13 protein-coding genes are annotated in these 14,868 nt (G+C 71.6%); 10 read left to right on the forward strand and 3 right to left on the reverse strand.

Annotated features, from left to right (window positions below; genetic code table 11):
- Positions 1-182 precede the first annotated feature (182 nt).
- Positions 183-1,457, forward strand: a complete 1,275-nt coding sequence (locus AB5J49_RS26405; protein WP_369175267.1) for a hypothetical protein — start codon at positions 183-185, stop codon at positions 1,455-1,457.
- On the opposite strand, the gene AB5J49_RS26410 is transcribed toward AB5J49_RS26405, so the two are convergent.
- The gene (locus AB5J49_RS26410) at positions 1,447-2,469 is read right to left on the reverse strand and encodes an ATP-binding protein (protein WP_369171198.1); all 1,023 of its coding nucleotides are present in this window, start codon (positions 2,467-2,469) and stop codon (positions 1,447-1,449) included. The genes AB5J49_RS26405 and AB5J49_RS26410 overlap by 11 nt on opposite strands.
- Before the next feature lie 101 nt (positions 2,470-2,570).
- Between AB5J49_RS26410 and AB5J49_RS26415 the strand changes: the two genes are divergently transcribed.
- Complete coding sequence (locus AB5J49_RS26415) at positions 2,571-3,395, forward strand: oxidoreductase (RefSeq protein WP_369171199.1); 825 nt, start codon at positions 2,571-2,573, stop codon at positions 3,393-3,395.
- Positions 3,396-3,901: 506 nt separating this feature from the next.
- Here the strand turns inward: AB5J49_RS26415 and AB5J49_RS26420 are convergent.
- A complete protein-coding gene (locus tag AB5J49_RS26420; protein ID WP_369171200.1) occupies positions 3,902-4,735 on the reverse strand; it encodes an HAD family hydrolase in 834 nt (277 codons plus the stop codon).
- A 573-nt stretch (positions 4,736-5,308) separates the two neighbouring features.
- On the opposite strand from AB5J49_RS26420, the gene ssd reads away from it, so the two are divergent.
- From ssd to AB5J49_RS26455, 7 genes are all read left to right on the forward strand, one after another.
- Positions 5,309-6,421, forward strand: a complete 1,113-nt coding sequence (gene ssd / locus AB5J49_RS26425) for a septum site-determining protein Ssd (RefSeq protein ID WP_369171201.1) — start codon at positions 5,309-5,311, stop codon at positions 6,419-6,421.
- A 518-nt stretch (positions 6,422-6,939) separates the two neighbouring features.
- A complete protein-coding gene (locus AB5J49_RS26430; RefSeq protein ID WP_369175268.1) occupies positions 6,940-8,124 on the forward strand; it encodes a TadA family conjugal transfer-associated ATPase in 1,185 nt (394 codons plus the stop codon).
- An 86-nt stretch (positions 8,125-8,210) separates the two neighbouring features.
- Positions 8,211-9,071 carry a type II secretion system F family protein gene (locus AB5J49_RS26435; protein ID WP_369171203.1) on the forward strand — a complete coding sequence of 287 codons (861 nt, stop codon included), beginning with the start codon at positions 8,211-8,213 and terminating at the stop codon, positions 9,069-9,071.
- Between the two features lie 40 nt (positions 9,072-9,111).
- The gene (locus AB5J49_RS26440; RefSeq protein WP_369171204.1) at positions 9,112-9,900 is read left to right on the forward strand and encodes a type II secretion system F family protein; all 789 of its coding nucleotides are present in this window, start codon (positions 9,112-9,114) and stop codon (positions 9,898-9,900) included.
- Positions 9,901-10,062: 162 nt separating this feature from the next.
- Entirely contained in the window at positions 10,063-10,272 is a 210-nt protein-coding gene (locus AB5J49_RS26445; protein ID WP_369171206.1) for a DUF4244 domain-containing protein, read from the forward strand.
- Complete coding sequence (locus AB5J49_RS26450; protein ID WP_369171207.1) at positions 10,259-10,672, forward strand: TadE family type IV pilus minor pilin; 414 nt, start codon at positions 10,259-10,261, stop codon at positions 10,670-10,672. Before AB5J49_RS26445 ends, AB5J49_RS26450 begins: the two co-directional genes overlap by 14 nt.
- 422 nt (positions 10,673-11,094) lie before the next feature.
- On the forward strand, positions 11,095-11,499 hold the full coding sequence (locus AB5J49_RS26455; protein WP_369175269.1) for an Rv3654c family TadE-like protein: 405 nt from the start codon (positions 11,095-11,097) through the stop codon (positions 11,497-11,499).
- 326 nt (positions 11,500-11,825) lie between these two features.
- Here the strand turns inward: AB5J49_RS26455 and AB5J49_RS26460 are convergent, their stop codons facing one another.
- The gene (locus tag AB5J49_RS26460; RefSeq protein WP_369171208.1) at positions 11,826-14,429 is read right to left on the reverse strand and encodes a DEAD/DEAH box helicase; all 2,604 of its coding nucleotides are present in this window, start codon (positions 14,427-14,429) and stop codon (positions 11,826-11,828) included.
- An 83-nt stretch (positions 14,430-14,512) separates the two neighbouring features.
- Between AB5J49_RS26460 and bldG the strand changes: the two genes are divergently transcribed.
- Entirely contained in the window at positions 14,513-14,854 is a 342-nt protein-coding gene (gene bldG / locus AB5J49_RS26465) for an anti-sigma factor antagonist BldG (RefSeq protein ID WP_003975386.1), read from the forward strand.
- Positions 14,855-14,868 lie beyond the last annotated feature (14 nt).

The raw sequence follows: 14,868 nt of genomic DNA on the forward strand, positions 1-14,868 counted from the left end.
TGAAGAGTGAAGTAGCTAATTAGTCGGCTTGTCGTACTAATTCCTTCTCGGTCCCGTGCGACCTTGGCGGCGCCGTCGGCACCCGAGAGAAGGAAGAAGGTGGACGGAACATGGCCGCCACCCGCAGGTTCGCCGCCCCCCGCAGGATTTCCGCGACGCGCAGGGTCGTCGTGACGCACAGGATCGCCGCGGGTACCGCGATCGCCGCGGGTACCGCGATCGCCGCGGTCTGCGCCGTATCGCTCGCCGGTTGTGCGACTGGTTCCGACCCGATCCGGCAAGGGGCGTCCGGACCGCAGAAGCCGCAGCCGGCGGCGCCCGCGCCCCAGAGCGTGGTCCGCCTGATCGGCGACGGGTCCACCGCGTACACGGGGGTGCAGCCGCACCTGCCCAGACCCGAGCGCCTGAAGCCAGGTCAGAGGCCCCCGCAGTTCGTGGTGTTCTCCTGGGACGGTGCCGGAGAGGACAGCCAGAAGCTGTTCTCCCGCTTCCGCGAGGTCGCCAAGGCGAACAACGCGACGATGACGTACTTCCTCAGCGGCGTGTACATGCTGCCGGACCACAAGCGCGACCTGTATCGCCCGCCGCAGCACTCCCCGGGCCGCTCGGACATCGGCTTCAACGACGCGGAGGGCATCGCCGACACCGCGAAGCAACTGCGTCTGGCGTGGCTCGAGGGCAATGAGATCGGCACCCACTTCAACGGCCACTTCTGCGGCAGCGGCGGCGGAGTCGGCGAATGGTCGGTGGAGGAATGGAAGGACGAGATCACCCAGGCGAAGAAGTTCGTGAAGTCCTGGAAGACCAACACCGGCCTGACGAGGGCGGCCCCCCTGCCCTTCGATTACGACAAGGAGCTCATCGGCGCCCGCACGCCCTGTCTGGAGGGCCGACGGAACTTCGTCAAAGCCGCCCGCGAGATGGGTTTCCGCTATGACTCGAGCGGCGTCAACAATCAGCTCTGGCCCGCGAAGAAGGGGGGCCTGTGGGACCTGTCGATGCAGCTCGTGCCCTTCCCCGGTCACTCCTACGAGCAGCTCACCATGGACTACAACTTCATGGTCAACCAGTCGGGCACGACGAGCCAGGGCGACCCCGCCAAGCACGCCTTCTGGGGCCACCAGATGCGGGACGGTCTGTTGATGGGCTTCCGCCGGGCCTACGACGGCAACCGAGCGCCCTTGATCATCGGCAACCACTTCGAGTCCTGGAACGGCGGCACCTACATGCACGCCGTCGAGGACGTCGTCGAGGCCGTCTGCAACAAACCCGACGTGCGCTGCGTCTCCTTCCGGCAGCTCGCCGACTGGCTGGACGCCCAGGACCCGACGGCCCTGAAGAAGCTGCGCACGCTAGGGGTCGGCGAGGCCCCGAAGCAGGGCTGGACGTCCTTCCTCTCCGGGCGCCCGGCCCCGGCCCCGAAGGGGGCGCCCGGGGCGCCGGCGGTCAAGCAGTAGGAGTCAGAGGCGAGTTGCCCTCACGCAGGCAGGTGACGCTCTCACCGCGTACCTCACCGAGCACGAACCCGGGGTCGATCTGTGCCGTCAGGTCGGCCCCGGTGCGCTCGTTTCCCCAGGACCGGGCGTTCTTCAGATGGAAGTGCACCATCTGACGCGTGTAGCGCTCCCAGTCCCGCAGCTCGTACGTCGCGTCCACGGCCGTGCGCAGTCGGCGCAGGGCGAGGTGGTTGGCGTCCTCCAGGAGATCGAACCGGGGCGGACGGCCCTTCTCCATGGCGCGCACCCAGTCCGAGTGCCCGACGGTCACCAGCAGGTCGTCCCCGACCTCGGCGCGGAGGAAGTCGAGGTCGTCCTGTCCCTGCACCTTGTTGCCGACGACCTTCAGGACGACTCCGAAGTCGCGGGCGTACTCCTTGTACTGGCGATAGACGGAGACCCCCTTCCGGGTCGGCTCAGCGACAAGGAACGTGATGTCGAAGCGGGTGAACATGCCGGAGGCGAAGCAGTCCGAGCCCGCCGTCATGTCGACCACGACGTACTCGTCGGGGCCGTCCACCAGGTGGTTCAGGAACAGCTCCACCGCCCCGGTCTTGGAGTGGTAGCAGGCGACCCCCAGGTCGGAGTCCGTGAACGGGCCGGTGACCATCAAACGGACGGCGCCGCCGTCGAGTTCCACCGGCCGGGCGCAGGCGTCGTACACCGGATTGTTCTCGCGTACCCGCAACAGGCGCGAGCCCTCGCCGGGTGGCGTCGTCTTGATCATTGTCTGGGCGGAGGCGATCCGTGGATTGGAGCCGCGCAGGTAGTCCTTGATCAGCGCCAGCCGCTCGCCCATCGCGGGCAGCGCGGCGGCCTCCCCCTCGTCGAGGCCGAGCGCGGCTCCCAGGTGCTGGTTGATGTCGGCGTCGACGGCGACGACCGGCGCGCCGGTGGCGGCGAGGTGGCGGACGAACAGGGAGGACAGGGTGGTCTTGCCGCTGCCGCCCTTCCCGACGAAAGCAATTTTCATGTTCACGAAGCGTAGTCGTGCAGTAGCTGTATGTGGCAGGCGTGCGTGAAGAAGGCCACTCGATCGTGGGGTGCGGGCCCGGGGTGCGTAATGTCGTACTCATGAGTACGACAGGTGCGACCGCCGATCCGCTCGCGGCCCTCGGATCACTGCCCGGGGTGCCCGAGTCCGTGGAGTCCGTGCGCAAGGCTGTGGACCGGACCTACGGGCACCGGATCATGCGGCGTCGCAGCAACGAGATCACCTCTGAGGCGGCTCTGCGTGGCGCCCGTGGCTCCGCGGCCCTGTCGGGTGCCGACTGGGCGCTCGAAGAGGTGCGTCGGCGCACCGACTTCAGCGGTGACGACGAGGCGCGCGTCATGGGTGCGGCCCTGCGGCTCACGGCCGAGGCGGGCCAACTGCTGTCCATCTGGCGGCAGTCACCGCTTCGGGTGCTGGCCCGGCTGCACCTGGTGGCGGCGGCGAGCAAGGACGACACGGTCGGGCGACCGCGCCAGGAGGGCGAGCCGGTCGACGAGCCGCTGGTCGAGTTGCCCCTGCCGAGTGCGACGGAGGTGCACGGCCGCCTGGAGGGGCTGTCCGAGCTGATCATCGCCGGCGGGTCGGCGCCCGCACTGGTGACGGCCGCCGTCGTGCACGGCGAAATCCTCGCGCTGCGTCCCTTCACGTCCCGCAACGGCCTTGTCGCGCGCGCGGCCGAGCGCATCGTCCTGGTCGGCAGCGGCCTCGACCCGAAGTCCGTCTGCCCGGCGGAGGTCGGTCACGGCGAACTGGGCCGCGCGGCCTATCTGGCGGCGCTCGACGGCTACGTCTCCGGCACCCCAGACGGCATGGCCGCCTGGATCGCCCACTGTGGCAAGGCGATCGAGCTCGGCGCACGCGAGTCGACGGCGGTGTGCGAGGCGCTGCAGCGCGGGGCGGCGTAACGCATGCGAGTGTGGACGGGCGTGGATCAGTCGTAGCGCGTGTGTGAAGTCGCGCGCGTGAAGCCGCGTGTGTGAAGCCGTGCGTGCAGCGTCGTACGGCGGCTCGACAGTCGTAGGCCACGAAAAAAGCCCCGCGCGGGGGGCTCATATAAGTTGCGGCGGTACGAGGTTTCGTACCGCCGCTGGCATGTTCACCGGGTTACCAAGCGTCCTCGATATATTGCCCATCAGGTCGGGAACTTCGCCCGTCACCTGGTGCGGCTGGCCCGTAATCGACGGGTCGACGTCGCGTGGGTGCTCGATGTTCATGCTCGGTCCGTGGGGCCAAATGCGTATTAAAGGTGATCCTCGCGGATGTCCTTGGTCTCGCGGGCCGTTGAGTCCTTTGTACTCCAGGACCCAACCAAGCGGAAGGCCTGGCTGCAGTTCTTTACTTTTACTCTCAAAACTGCGTCAAACGGGCGTCGATGTGTCGAACCGGGCACACGGAATCCGAGAGGTGCAGGTCAGGCGAGAGCCGTACGGCGTCGACTCGCGTACCAGACCAGCCCTGCGGTGGCGGCGGCAGCTCCTATGGCCGCCGCCGCGACAAGAGCGGGTCGCGGCGGCACGGAGAGGGAGGGAATCCGTTGCTTGAGTCGGACCGGGCGGTGGAAGTCGAGAATCGGCCACCCGCGCGCGAGGGCCTCGCGGCGCAGTGTGCGGTCGGGGTTCACGGCGTGCGGTTTGCCCACGGACTGAAGCATCGGCAGATCGGTGGCTGAATCGCTGTAGGCGTAGCAACGAGAGAGGTCGTAGCCCTCGGACTCGGCCAGTTCCTTGATGGCCTCGGCCTTGGTTGGGCCATAGGCGTAGTACTCCACCTCCCCGGTGAAGCAACCGTCCTCGCCCACGACCATGCGCGTGGCCACCACGCGGTCGGCGCCGAGCAGCTCGCCGATCGGCTCCACCACCTCGGCACCGGACGTGGAAACGATCACGATGTCGCGGCCGGCGGTGTGGTGCTCCTCGATGAGGGAGGCGGCCTCGTCGTAGATGATCGGGTCGATCAGGTCGTGCAGCGTCTCGGCGACGATCTCCTTGACCTGCTGGACGTTCCAGCCACGGACGAGCGCGGAGAGGTACTCGCGCGTGCGCTCCATCTGGTCATGGTCCATACCGCCCAGGCGGAAGACGAACTGGGCGTATGCGGTCCGCAGGGCGGCCCTGCGGTTGATCAGACCGCCTTGGTAGAAGGACTTGCTGAACGTGAGCGTGCTCGACTTCGCAATGACCGTCTTGTCCAGGTCAAAGAAGGCCGCTGTGCGGGGCAAGGAGTGGTTTTCCACAACCCTGAGCATAGGGGCAGCCCATTCGGCGTAAGGTGGGCGCGTGGGTTTGCCTGAGAGGGCTCTCGGGTACACCATGGAAGTCACGGATCGTTCGCGACCGTGCTAACGCGGTCCGACTCCTCCCCCCCCGAGTCGGCCGTGGAGACGACCCCCGCTCTCCCCCCCGGCGGGGGTCGTCGCATGTCCGGGTGGGTTTTCCTCTTCTGAACGCGGCCGCGAGGCCGAAGCGAGGCGGCTGCGGCCGCCTCTTCTGCATGTCCATGATCCGTGACTGTGCGTAGCTGTCGCGCTGCTCTGCGGAAGTCGTACAGAGGTCGGTGCGGGGGTCACCGGTATGGGTGACGGCCATATTCACAACCGCCGAGTTGTCCACAGTTATCGACCAAGATCCACACGATTTCCGGGATCGCTGCACCGTGATTCCAGCACGTCCCGCTCGGGCCGACTTCATGGCCGGTTCTGGTTAGTCGGGCGTGTTCGGCCGGTTCGTATCGGCCGTTCATATGGAGGCCGCTTGCCGGTTCTTCACACGTTTGGGAATCGCGGGGCCGCAGGGCTGCGCGAGTGATGCAGCGAAGGGGGATGGAAACCGTGACCGCAGCCGTCACACACGATCCGCCGCCCGCAGCCTCCGGGCAGCCGGGCAAACCGTTGATCGTCACGGAGGACGCCGATCTGCTCGACGACCTGCTGCGCCTGTGCGCGGCGGCCGGCGCCACACCGGAGGTCCACCACGGGGTGCCCGAGCCCCGGGGCAGCTGGGAGGCCGCGCCGCTCGTCCTGGTCGGCGACGACGCCGCGCGCCGCGTGCGCGGGGCCGGCCGCAGACGTGGAGTGGTGCTGGTCGGCCGGGACCAGGACGACTCGGGCGTCTGGCGCCGGGCCGTCGAGATCGGCGCGGACCACGTCCTGATGCTGCCCGACGGCGAACAGTGGTTGGTCGACCGCATCGCCGACGTCGCCGAGGGCGTCGGCCGGCCCGCCCTCACCGTCGGCGTCATCGGAGGCCGCGGCGGGGCCGGAGCGTCCACGCTCGCGTGTGCCCTCGCCGTCACCGCCGCGCGTGAAGGGCTGCGCACGCTGCTCGTGGACGCCGATCCGCTGGGCGGCGGACTCGACGTCCTCCTGGGCGGCGAGGCCGCCGAGGGCCTGCGCTGGCCCTCCTTCGCCGGTTCGCGCGGGCGGCTCGGCAGCGGCGCTCTGGAGGAGTCCTTGCCGAAGCTGCACTCCCTCCGGGTCCTGAGCTGGGATCGCGGCGACTGCCTCGCCGTCCCGCCGCAGGCGATGCGAGCGGTACTCGCGGCGGCCCGGCGCCGGGGAGGCACCGTCGTCGTCGACCTGCCCCGCCGTATCGACGACGGCGTCGCCGAGGCCCTCGCCCAGCTCGACGTGGGGATCCTCGTGGTCCCCGCCGAACTGCGCGCCCTGACTGCCGCTCGGCAGGTGTCCTCCGCGGTCCGGATGGTCCTGCGCGATCTGCGGGTGGCCGTACGCGGGCCGTACGCGCCCGGGCTCGACGACCGCGAGGTGGCCCGGTTGCTGGAGCTGCCGCTCGTGGGTGAGGTGCCGGTCGAGTCGGGACTGCTGCGACCGCACGAGACCAAGGCTCCGCCGGGGACGGTGGGGCGGGGGCCGCTGGCGCGGTTCTGCCGGGAGTTCTGGGAGCGCGCGTTGTTCGAGGCGAGGGCGGCATGAGTGACGGCGTGAGCGGGAGCATGAGCGACGCCGTGCGCAGCAGCATTACTGACGGCGTGCGCAGCGGCACGAGTGACGGCGTCGGTACGGCTTCGGCGCTCGACTGGGAGAGCGGTGGCGCGGGTGGTTCGGTGCGGGCGTCCCGCGAGCGGTGGCGGTCGAGCGGGACCGTGGACGGGAGGGTGCGTAGGGCCACGCCGCGATGGGCGTTGGACGGATCGGCGAGCGCCGCTGTGGATCGGAGGGGGCTGGACGGTTCGGTGGGCGCTGGTGTGGTGCGGCGGGGGTCGGACGGCTCGGTGAGTGCCGCTGTCGCGCGGCGGGTGTCGGACGGTCCGGTGGGTGGCGGTGTCGCGGGAGTGTCGGACGGCTCGGCGAGCGCCGCTGCGGTGTCACGGGTGGTGAAGGTCGCCGGGAGCACGGTCATTGGGCGGTGGGCGCCGGTCGACCGGGCCGGTCCGTCGGCTGGACGGTGGGCTTCGGCCGGGACGGCGGCCGGGGCGACGGCCCAGGCGGGTATGCCGACGGGGTTGCTCGACGGGGTGCGGCAGTGGCTGGCCGAGAGCGGGGCCGAACCCACGCCCGCGCGCGTGGCGCAGGCCCTGCGGGAGCAGGGCAGGGTGCTGGGGGACGCCGAAGTCCTCGGAGCGGCCGACCAGTTGCGGTCCGAGCTGGTCGGGAGCGGTCCACTGGAGCCGCTGCTCGCCGATCCGTCGGTGACGGATGTGCTGGTGTCGGCGCCGGACCGGGTCTGGGTGGACCGGGGCGGCGGCCTGGAGTTGACCTCCGTGTCCTTCCCGGACGCGGCGGCCGTACGACGCCTTGCGCAGCGCCTCGCCACGGTCGCCGGGCGGCGCCTGGACGACGCGCGGCCGTGGGTGGACGCCCGGCTGCCCGACGGGACCCGGCTGCACGCCGTGCTGCCTCCGGTCGCCGTCGGCTGTGCCTGCCTGTCGCTGCGAGTCGTACGGCCGCGGGCGTTCACGCTCGACGAGCTGGTCGCGGCGGGCACCGTGCCGCCGGGCGGGGACCGGGTGCTGCGGGCCCTGATCGACGCGCGGCTGTCCTTCCTCATCAGTGGCGGGACCGGCAGTGGCAAGACGACGTTGCTGAGCGCGTTGCTCGGGCTGGCCGGGCCGGGCGAGCGGATCGTGCTCGCTGAGGACTCGGCGGAGCTCAGGCCGGACCATCCGCATGTCGTACGGCTGGAGAGCAGACCCGCCAACCAGGAGGGCGCCGGGCTCGTCACCCTTGAGGACCTGGTGCGGCAGGCGCTGCGGATGCGGCCGGACCGGCTGGTCGTGGGGGAGGTGCGCGGCTCCGAAGTGGTCCATCTGCTGGCCGCCTTGAACACCGGTCACGAAGGAGGTTGCGGGACCGTCCACGCGAACGCGGCGGCCGACGTGCCGGCCCGGCTGGAGGCGCTCGGCACGGCGGCAGGGCTCGACCGGGCCGCGCTGCACAGCCAGTTGGCGGCCGCGTTGTCGGTCGTACTCCATCTCGCGCGCGACCGGACCGGACGGCGGCGGATCTCGGAGGTGCATGTGCTGGAACGGGACCCGTCGGGGCTGGTGCGGACTGTGCCGGCGCTGCGCTGGGGCGCGGAGGCGTTCGCGTACGAGCGGGGGTGGGAGCGGCTGCGGGGGCTGCTTCGGGGCGCAGGCGATGTGGGGTGCGGTGACGTGAGGCAGTCGGCGACGTGACGGGTTCGGTGATGTGAGGGAGTCGGTGCCGTGACTGGTGCGGTGACGTGGTGGGTTCCGGAGCGGTGAGGGGCTAGGTGGTCTGCATGGGTGAGATGTCGTTGGGCGCGGCAGTGGCGTGTCTTGGGGCGGCGGTTTGGTTGGTGGGCGGGCGCAACTCCGGTACGCGCCGGGCGCAGTTGCTGCTTGCGGGTGGTGGGGTGGTGGGAGCCGGGCCGCCCGACTGGCGGCGGATGGCCGGGGAGCTGCGGCGGCTCCGGGGGCGGTTGCGGGCCGAGTGGTGGGCGCCGGCCGTCGGGCTGGTGCTGGGTGTCCTGGGGGCTTCGTTGCTGCCGGTCGTCGCGGGGGCGGCCGGGGTGCCGTTGCTGCGGAGGGTGCGGCTGGCCCGGGAGGCGCGCCGGACACGGGAGCGTTGCGGGGACGCGGTGATCGCGCTGTGCGGGGCGCTGGCCGGGGAGGTGCGGACCGGGCGGCAGCCGGGTGAGGCGTTGCTGCGGGTGGCGCGGGACTGCGGTGGGCTCGGTGAAGCGCAGGCTGCGGTGTTGGCGGCGGCGCGGTTCGGCGGGGATGTGCCGGGCGCGCTCACCTCCGCGGCACGGCAGCCGGGTGCCGGGGGCCTGTCAGGCCTGGCGGCGTGCTGGCGGGTGGCCGTGGACCAGGGCGCCGGGCTCGCGGCCGGACTCGACCGGCTGGAAGGGGCGTTGCGGGCCGAGCGGGACCAACGCGCCGACCTACGCGCTCAGTTGGCGGGAGCTCGGTCGACGGTGGTGATGCTCGCCGGGTTGCCGGTTCTGGGGCTGCTGCTCGGTGCCGCGATGGGGGCCGACCCGCTGCATGTGCTGCTGCATACCGGGGCGGGGCTCGGGTGCGTGGTGGTCGGCGGGGTGCTGGAGGCGCTGGGGATGTGGTGGGCGCTGCGGATCGTGCGGGGAGCGGAGGCGGCGTGAGGAATCGGGCGGGTCTGGGTCGTGAGGGGGAGGTGGCGGCGTGAGTGCGGAGGTTGTCCACAGGCTGGGGGTGGCCGTGGGGGCGGCGTTGGCCGTCGGGTGGCTGTTGCGGTGGCCCCTGGCGGTGCGGCACGAGCGGAGGGTACGGCGGCGGCTGGCCGAGTTGATGACGACCGCCGAGGTGACGTCGATACGCCGACGGTTCGACGTCCGGCAGGGCATGCGGCATGGGCTGCCCTTGGTGGCGGTCGTGGGTGCCGGCTGGGCGCTGGTCGGCGGCATCGCCGGACTGGCGGCGGGGCTGATCGTCGCGGGCGGGCTGTGGATGTGGCGTCGTCGGCAGGCGGCCGTTGGCGCCGAGGAGGTGCCCGACGCCGCTGAGGTGGCTCGCCAGCTGCCGCTCGCCGCCGATCTGCTGGCGGCCTGCATCGCTGCGGGAGCCGGTCCGGTGATCGCGGCGCAAGCCGTGGGCGAGGCCCTGGGCGGCCCCGTCGGGGACGGGCTGGCGCGAGGGGCGGCGGAGGTGCGGCTCGGCGGTGAACCGGGCGAGGCGTGGCAGCGGCTGGCGTCGATGCCGAGGGCCGGCGCGCTGGCGCGGTTGCTCGAAAGAGCCGACGTGTCGGGGCTTCCGGCCGCCGGACCGGTCGCGCGGCTCGCCGCGGAGGCCCGCGCCGACTGGGGGCGCACCGCGACGGAACGGGCCAGGCGGGCGGCTGTCATGGTCACCGCGCCGGTGGGGTTGTGTTTCCTGCCCGCGTTCATCGCGGTGGGCGTGGCGCCGGTGGTGATCGGGCTTGCGGGCGGCGTGCTGGGAGGGGGTGGCGGATGACGGGGTGAGGGGCGCGACGGCCGCCGGTCGGCAGACGAGTCGGAGTTCGGCAGAGGAGTCGACTTCGGCAGAGGAGTCGGAGTTTCGGCAGACGAGTCGGACTTTCGGCAACGAAGAGTTCAACAACTGGCTTCAACAGGACTGAGTCTTACGGGGGTTGAGATGTGCAAGGCGGTACGGGCGCGGATGGGTGCCCTGGTGTGCGGGAAGCGGGCGGCGCGGAGGGACGCGGGGATGGTCACCTCCGAGTACGCGATGGGGATCGTCGCGGCGGTGGCGTTCGCCGTGGTGCTCTACAAGGTCGTGACGAGCGGGCAGGTCAGTGCGGAGTTGCAGGCCATCGTGAAGCAGGCGCTCGATGCGCGGATGTGAGCGGGACATTGAGCGGGGGTCGGACCTGGGTGCCGGTCGGGGACCCCGTCGGGGATCGGACCAGGGGTTCGTGACGGCGGAGTCGGCTGTCGTGCTGCCTGTGCTGGTGATGTTCGCGATGGCGCTGGTGTGGGGGCTGCTCGTGGTGGCCGCGCAGATCCAGTGCGTGGACGCGGCCCGGACGGGCGCCCGCGCCGCAGCCCGGCAGGATCCGGCCGACGCGGTCATCGAGGTGACCCGTGAGGCGGCACCGCGCGGCGCGACGGTCACGGTCGGCCGGGAGGGGGACGAAGTCCGCGTGGTCGTCGTGGCCAGGCCGCCGGTGCTGCGCGGGCTCCCCTTCGAGGTACGGGAAGAAGCCGTGGCGTCGGCGGAGGAGACGGTGGGGGCGGGGACATGAGAGGGGGTTTCGCAGGGAGGCTCGGGTTTGTCACCGGGCGACGATCTGGGTGCGAGACGGCAGGCGGCTGTTCTTCTGCCCGCGCCTCTGCCGCCGGCTGGGGCTGTAGTTCCCACAGGGGCTGGAGTACTGGCCGCAGGCCGATCGCTGGTCGGCGATCTGAGCCCAAGCCCATCGCCGGCCGAGGATCTGACCCCAAGCCCGTCATAGGCCGGGGACCTGGCCGCAGGTCCGCCACTGGCTCAGAGTCCGGCCGCACGCCCATCGCCGACTGGGGACCCGGCCACAAGTCTGCCGCTGGCCGAGAACCTGACCGCACGCCCATCGCCCGTCGGAGCTCCGGACGCAGTCCCGCCATCGAGCGGCATGCGGCCAGCCGACCCGTCGCCGCCCGGCTTCCAGCACGGGTACTCGCCGTCGGCCTGCGCTCCGACCGTGGTTCCGCCACCGTCTGGAGCCTCGGCGCCATCGCCGTGCTCTGTGTCGTCTTCGGCGTCGTACTCGCCCTGGGCCAAGCCGTCGTGACCCGGCACCGTGCGGCCGGCGGTGCGGATCTCGCGGCGCTCGCGGCGGCCGATCACTGGGCGGAGGGAGGTACGGCGGCCTGCGCCCGTGCGGAAGGGGTGGCCAGGGCGCAGGGCGTGCGGCTGGCGCGATGTGTGGTGGTGGGCGAGATCTCGGACGTGACGGCAGCGTCGGGCCGGGGGCCGTTCGCCGCTGAGGTCAGGGCGCGGGCGGGGCCTGCGGGCCCGGCGGGGGCGACCCTGCCGCCAGGGCCTCCATCGGGCGGCGTTGCGGGGACGGACCGGCCGACGCCGGTTCCATGACCGGGTGCGGCTGGCGCCGGGTCCATGACCGGGTGCGGCTGGCGCCGGATCCGTGACCGGGTGCAGATGGCGCCGGATCCGTGACCGGTTGCGTCTGCCGTCGGCTTCTCTTCGCCATCCTCAGCCGGGGGAGATTCCCTGTTCCCAGCCGGGGGAGCTGCCTTCTCCCAGCCGGCGGCACGCTCTCCGTCGCAAGCCAGGGCATGCTCCCCTCCCGGCCGCGGCAAGCCGCCCGTCCTCGCCGGGGCAGTCTCCCCTCCCCGGCCAAGGCAGGCCCTACGTCCCCCGCCCGCCCCGCCCGCCCGCGCGAGCCGTCCCCAGCTGGGTCAGCGCCCGATGTCGTTCGCCGGGGCCCCGCCCCCAGCTGGGCCAGGCCCCCCACCCCTCGCCGGGACAGGATCCCCGCCCCCGGCCGCGGCAACCTGCTCTTCCCCGGCCGCGGCAAGCTCCCCTTCCCCACCCACGGCAACCTCCCCCGCCTCCTCCGGTGCCCCCCGCAACAGCACCGTCAGCAACCGCACCGCCCCCCTCTTGTGCAGCGGATCGTTGCCGTTGCCGCACTTGGGGGACTGGATGCAGGACGGGCAGCCGGCGTCGCACTCGCAGGAGGCGATGGCCTGGCGGGTGGCGGTGAGCCAGGCGCGGGCGGTGTGGAAGGCGCGCTCCGCGAAGCCCGCGCCGCCCGGGTGGCCGTCGTAGACGAAGACCGTCGGGAGCAGTGTGTCGGGGTGCAGCGGGATCGAGACGCCGCCGATGTCCCAGCGGTCGCAGGTCGCGAAGAGGGGCAGCAGGCCGATCGAGGCGTGCTCGGCGGCGTGCAGGGCGCCGCCGAGGATCTCGGGGTTGATGCGGGCCTCGTCCAACTGGTCCTCGGTGACCGTCCACCACACCGCGCGGGTACGCAGCGTACGAGGAGGGAGGTCGAGTTTCGTCTCGCCCAGTACTTCGCCGGTGATCAGCCGGCGGCGCAGGAAGGAGACCACCTGGTTGGTGACCTCGACGGAGCCGTAGCACAGACGGCCGTCGCCCCACGGGATCTCGATGTCCGTCTCCAGGACGGAGATGGACGTGGTGTCGCGGGCGACCGTCGAATACGGCGGGACGGCCTCCTCGACCAGGGCGACCGAGTCCTCCAGGTCGAGGGTGCGGACGAGATAAGTGCGGCCCTGGTGGAGATGGACCGCGCCTTCGTGGACGGTGGTGTGCGCGGCGCCCGCGTCGACCGTGCCGAGCAGGCGGCCCGTGCCGGACTCGACGATCTGGATCGGGCGGCCGCCTCCGCCGCGGATGTCGGTCAGGTCGGCGGCCCGTTCCCGGCGCGTCCAGTGCCAGGCCTTCGTGCGGCGGCGCAGCAGCTTCGCGGCCTCCAGCTGCGGCAACAGTGCCTCGGTCTCGGGACCGAAAAGCGCCAAATCCTCGTCGGTCAGCGGGACTTCCGCGGCTGCCGCGCACAGGTGCGGAGCCAGGACGTAGGGGTTGTCGGGGTCGAGGACCGTCGACTCCACCGGCCGGTTGAACAGGGCCTCGGGGTGGTGGACGAGGTAGGTGTCCAGCGGGTCGTCCCGAGCGATCAGGACGGCCAGCGCGCCCTGTCCGGAGCGGCCGGCCCGGCCCGCCTGCTGCCACAGGGACGCGCGCGTGCCCGGGTAGCCGGCGATCAGTACGGCGTCCAGGCCGGAGACGTCGATGCCGAGTTCCAGGGCGGTGGTGGCGGCCAGGCCGAGGAGTTCGCCGGAGTGGAGGGCCCGTTCCAGGGCGCGGCGCTCCTCGGGGAGGTAGCCGCCGCGGTAGGCCGCGACACGCCGGGCGAGGGAGCGGTCGACCTCGGCGAGGCGCTCCTGGGCGATGACCGAGATCAGCTCGGCGCCGCGCCGGGAGCGTACGAAGGCGACCGACCGGACCCCCTGCACGGCCAGATCCGTCAGGAGGTCCGCTGTCTCGGCGGTTGCCGTACGCCGAACGGGGGCGCCCTTCTCGCCCTGGAGCTCGGTGAGCGGGGGCTCCCAGAGGGCGAAGACCAGTTCCCCGCGTGGGGAGGCGTCGTCGGCGACCTCCACCACCGGCAGGCCCGTGAGGCGGCCTGCGGCCACCGCCGGCTCGGCGGCGGTGGCGGAGGCCAGCAGGAAGACCGGAGAGGCGCCGTAGCGGGCGCACAGGCGGCGCAGACGGCGCAGGACCTGGGCGACGTGGGAGCCGAAGACACCGCGGTAGGTGTGGCACTCGTCGATGACGACGTACTTCAGCGCCTTCAGGAAGGAAGACCAGCGGGGGTGGGAGGGGAGTATGCCGCGATGCAGCATGTCGGGGTTGGTGAGGACGTAGTTGGCGTACTGGCGGATCCACTCGCGTTCCTCGAACGGAGTATCGCCGTCGTACACAGCTGGGCGTACGGAATTGCCCAGCGGATGTGAAAGTTCCTTCACCGAACGGCACTGGTCCGCCGCAAGAGCCTTGGTGGGGGCCAGGTAGAGCGCGGTGGCGCCACGGCCGTTCGGTGCCTCGGAGCCGTCCAGGAGCGTCGAGAGGACCGGCACGAGGTAGGCCAGCGACTTGCCGGACGCCGTGCCCGTCGCGACGACCACCGAGTCGCCGTCCAGCGCGTGCTCGGCGGCGCGTGCCTGGTGGGCCCAGGGGTGTTCGATTCCCGCAGCCTGCACCGCGGCGATGACCTCCGCGCGGATCCGGTCAGGCCAGACGGCATGGCGGCCCTCGCGCGGGGGCACATGCTCCGTATGAGTGATGCGCGAAGCCCGGCTCGGCCCCGAGGCGAGCCGACCCAGCACCGAGCCCGGGTCCACCCGGGAAACGGGGCCCGTCGGGGATCGATCGGATCGGTGATTCTTGGCCATCGGCACCGAGTGTGTCACTGGAGTGACGGACAATGGGACCAAGGCGTCGTGCACGCCCGCCGGTAAGTGATTGAATGCCATCGCGGCTGGCGAACCGTCCTGGGGGCTGTAAGCCGAGGTGTCCCGAGGGACGACCGCTCGATTAGCAAGGTGCTGGAGGATCCGTGGACCTGTCCCTGTCGACCCGTACCGTCGGCGATCGTACGGTCGTCGAGGTCGGTGGCGAAATCGACGTATATACCGCGCCCAAGCTGCGCGAGCAGCTGGTCGAGCTGGTGAACGACGGGAGTTTCCACCTCGTCGTCGACATGGAGGGCGTGGACTTCCTCGACTCCACCGGGCTCGGCGTGCTGGTCGGCGGCCTGAAGCGTGTGCGGGCCCATGAGGGCTCACTGCGCCTGGTCTGCAACCAGGAGCGCATCCTGAAGATCTTCCGTATCACCGGCCTCACCAAGGTGTTCCCGATCCACACCTCGGTCGAGGAAGCGGTTGCGGCGACCGACTGATCACCGGACCCGGG

The organism is Streptomyces sp. R28 (genome assembly GCF_041052385.1).
In the GTDB taxonomy this organism is placed as follows: domain Bacteria; phylum Actinomycetota; class Actinomycetes; order Streptomycetales; family Streptomycetaceae; genus Streptomyces.

Bases quoted from the DNA above. Each gene is read 5' to 3' on its own strand.
- AB5J49_RS26410 (WP_369171198.1), bottom strand. From the start codon at position 2,469: ATGAAAATTGCTTTCGTCGGGAAGGGCGGCAGCGGCAAGACCACCCTG.
- AB5J49_RS26415 (WP_369171199.1), top strand. From the start codon at position 2,571: ATGAGTACGACAGGTGCGACCGCCGATCCGCTCGCGGCCCTCGGATCA.
- AB5J49_RS26420 (WP_369171200.1), bottom strand. From the start codon at position 4,735: ATGCTCAGGGTTGTGGAAAACCACTCCTTGCCCCGCACAGCGGCCTTC.
- ssd (WP_369171201.1), top strand. From the start codon at position 5,309: ATGGAAACCGTGACCGCAGCCGTCACACACGATCCGCCGCCCGCAGCC.
- AB5J49_RS26430 (WP_369175268.1), top strand. From the start codon at position 6,940: ATGCCGACGGGGTTGCTCGACGGGGTGCGGCAGTGGCTGGCCGAGAGC.
- AB5J49_RS26435 (WP_369171203.1), top strand. From the start codon at position 8,211: ATGGGTGAGATGTCGTTGGGCGCGGCAGTGGCGTGTCTTGGGGCGGCG.
- AB5J49_RS26445 (WP_369171206.1), top strand. From the start codon at position 10,063: ATGTGCAAGGCGGTACGGGCGCGGATGGGTGCCCTGGTGTGCGGGAAG.
- AB5J49_RS26450 (WP_369171207.1), top strand. From the start codon at position 10,259: ATGCGCGGATGTGAGCGGGACATTGAGCGGGGGTCGGACCTGGGTGCC.
- AB5J49_RS26460 (WP_369171208.1), bottom strand. From the start codon at position 14,429: ATGGCATTCAATCACTTACCGGCGGGCGTGCACGACGCCTTGGTCCCA.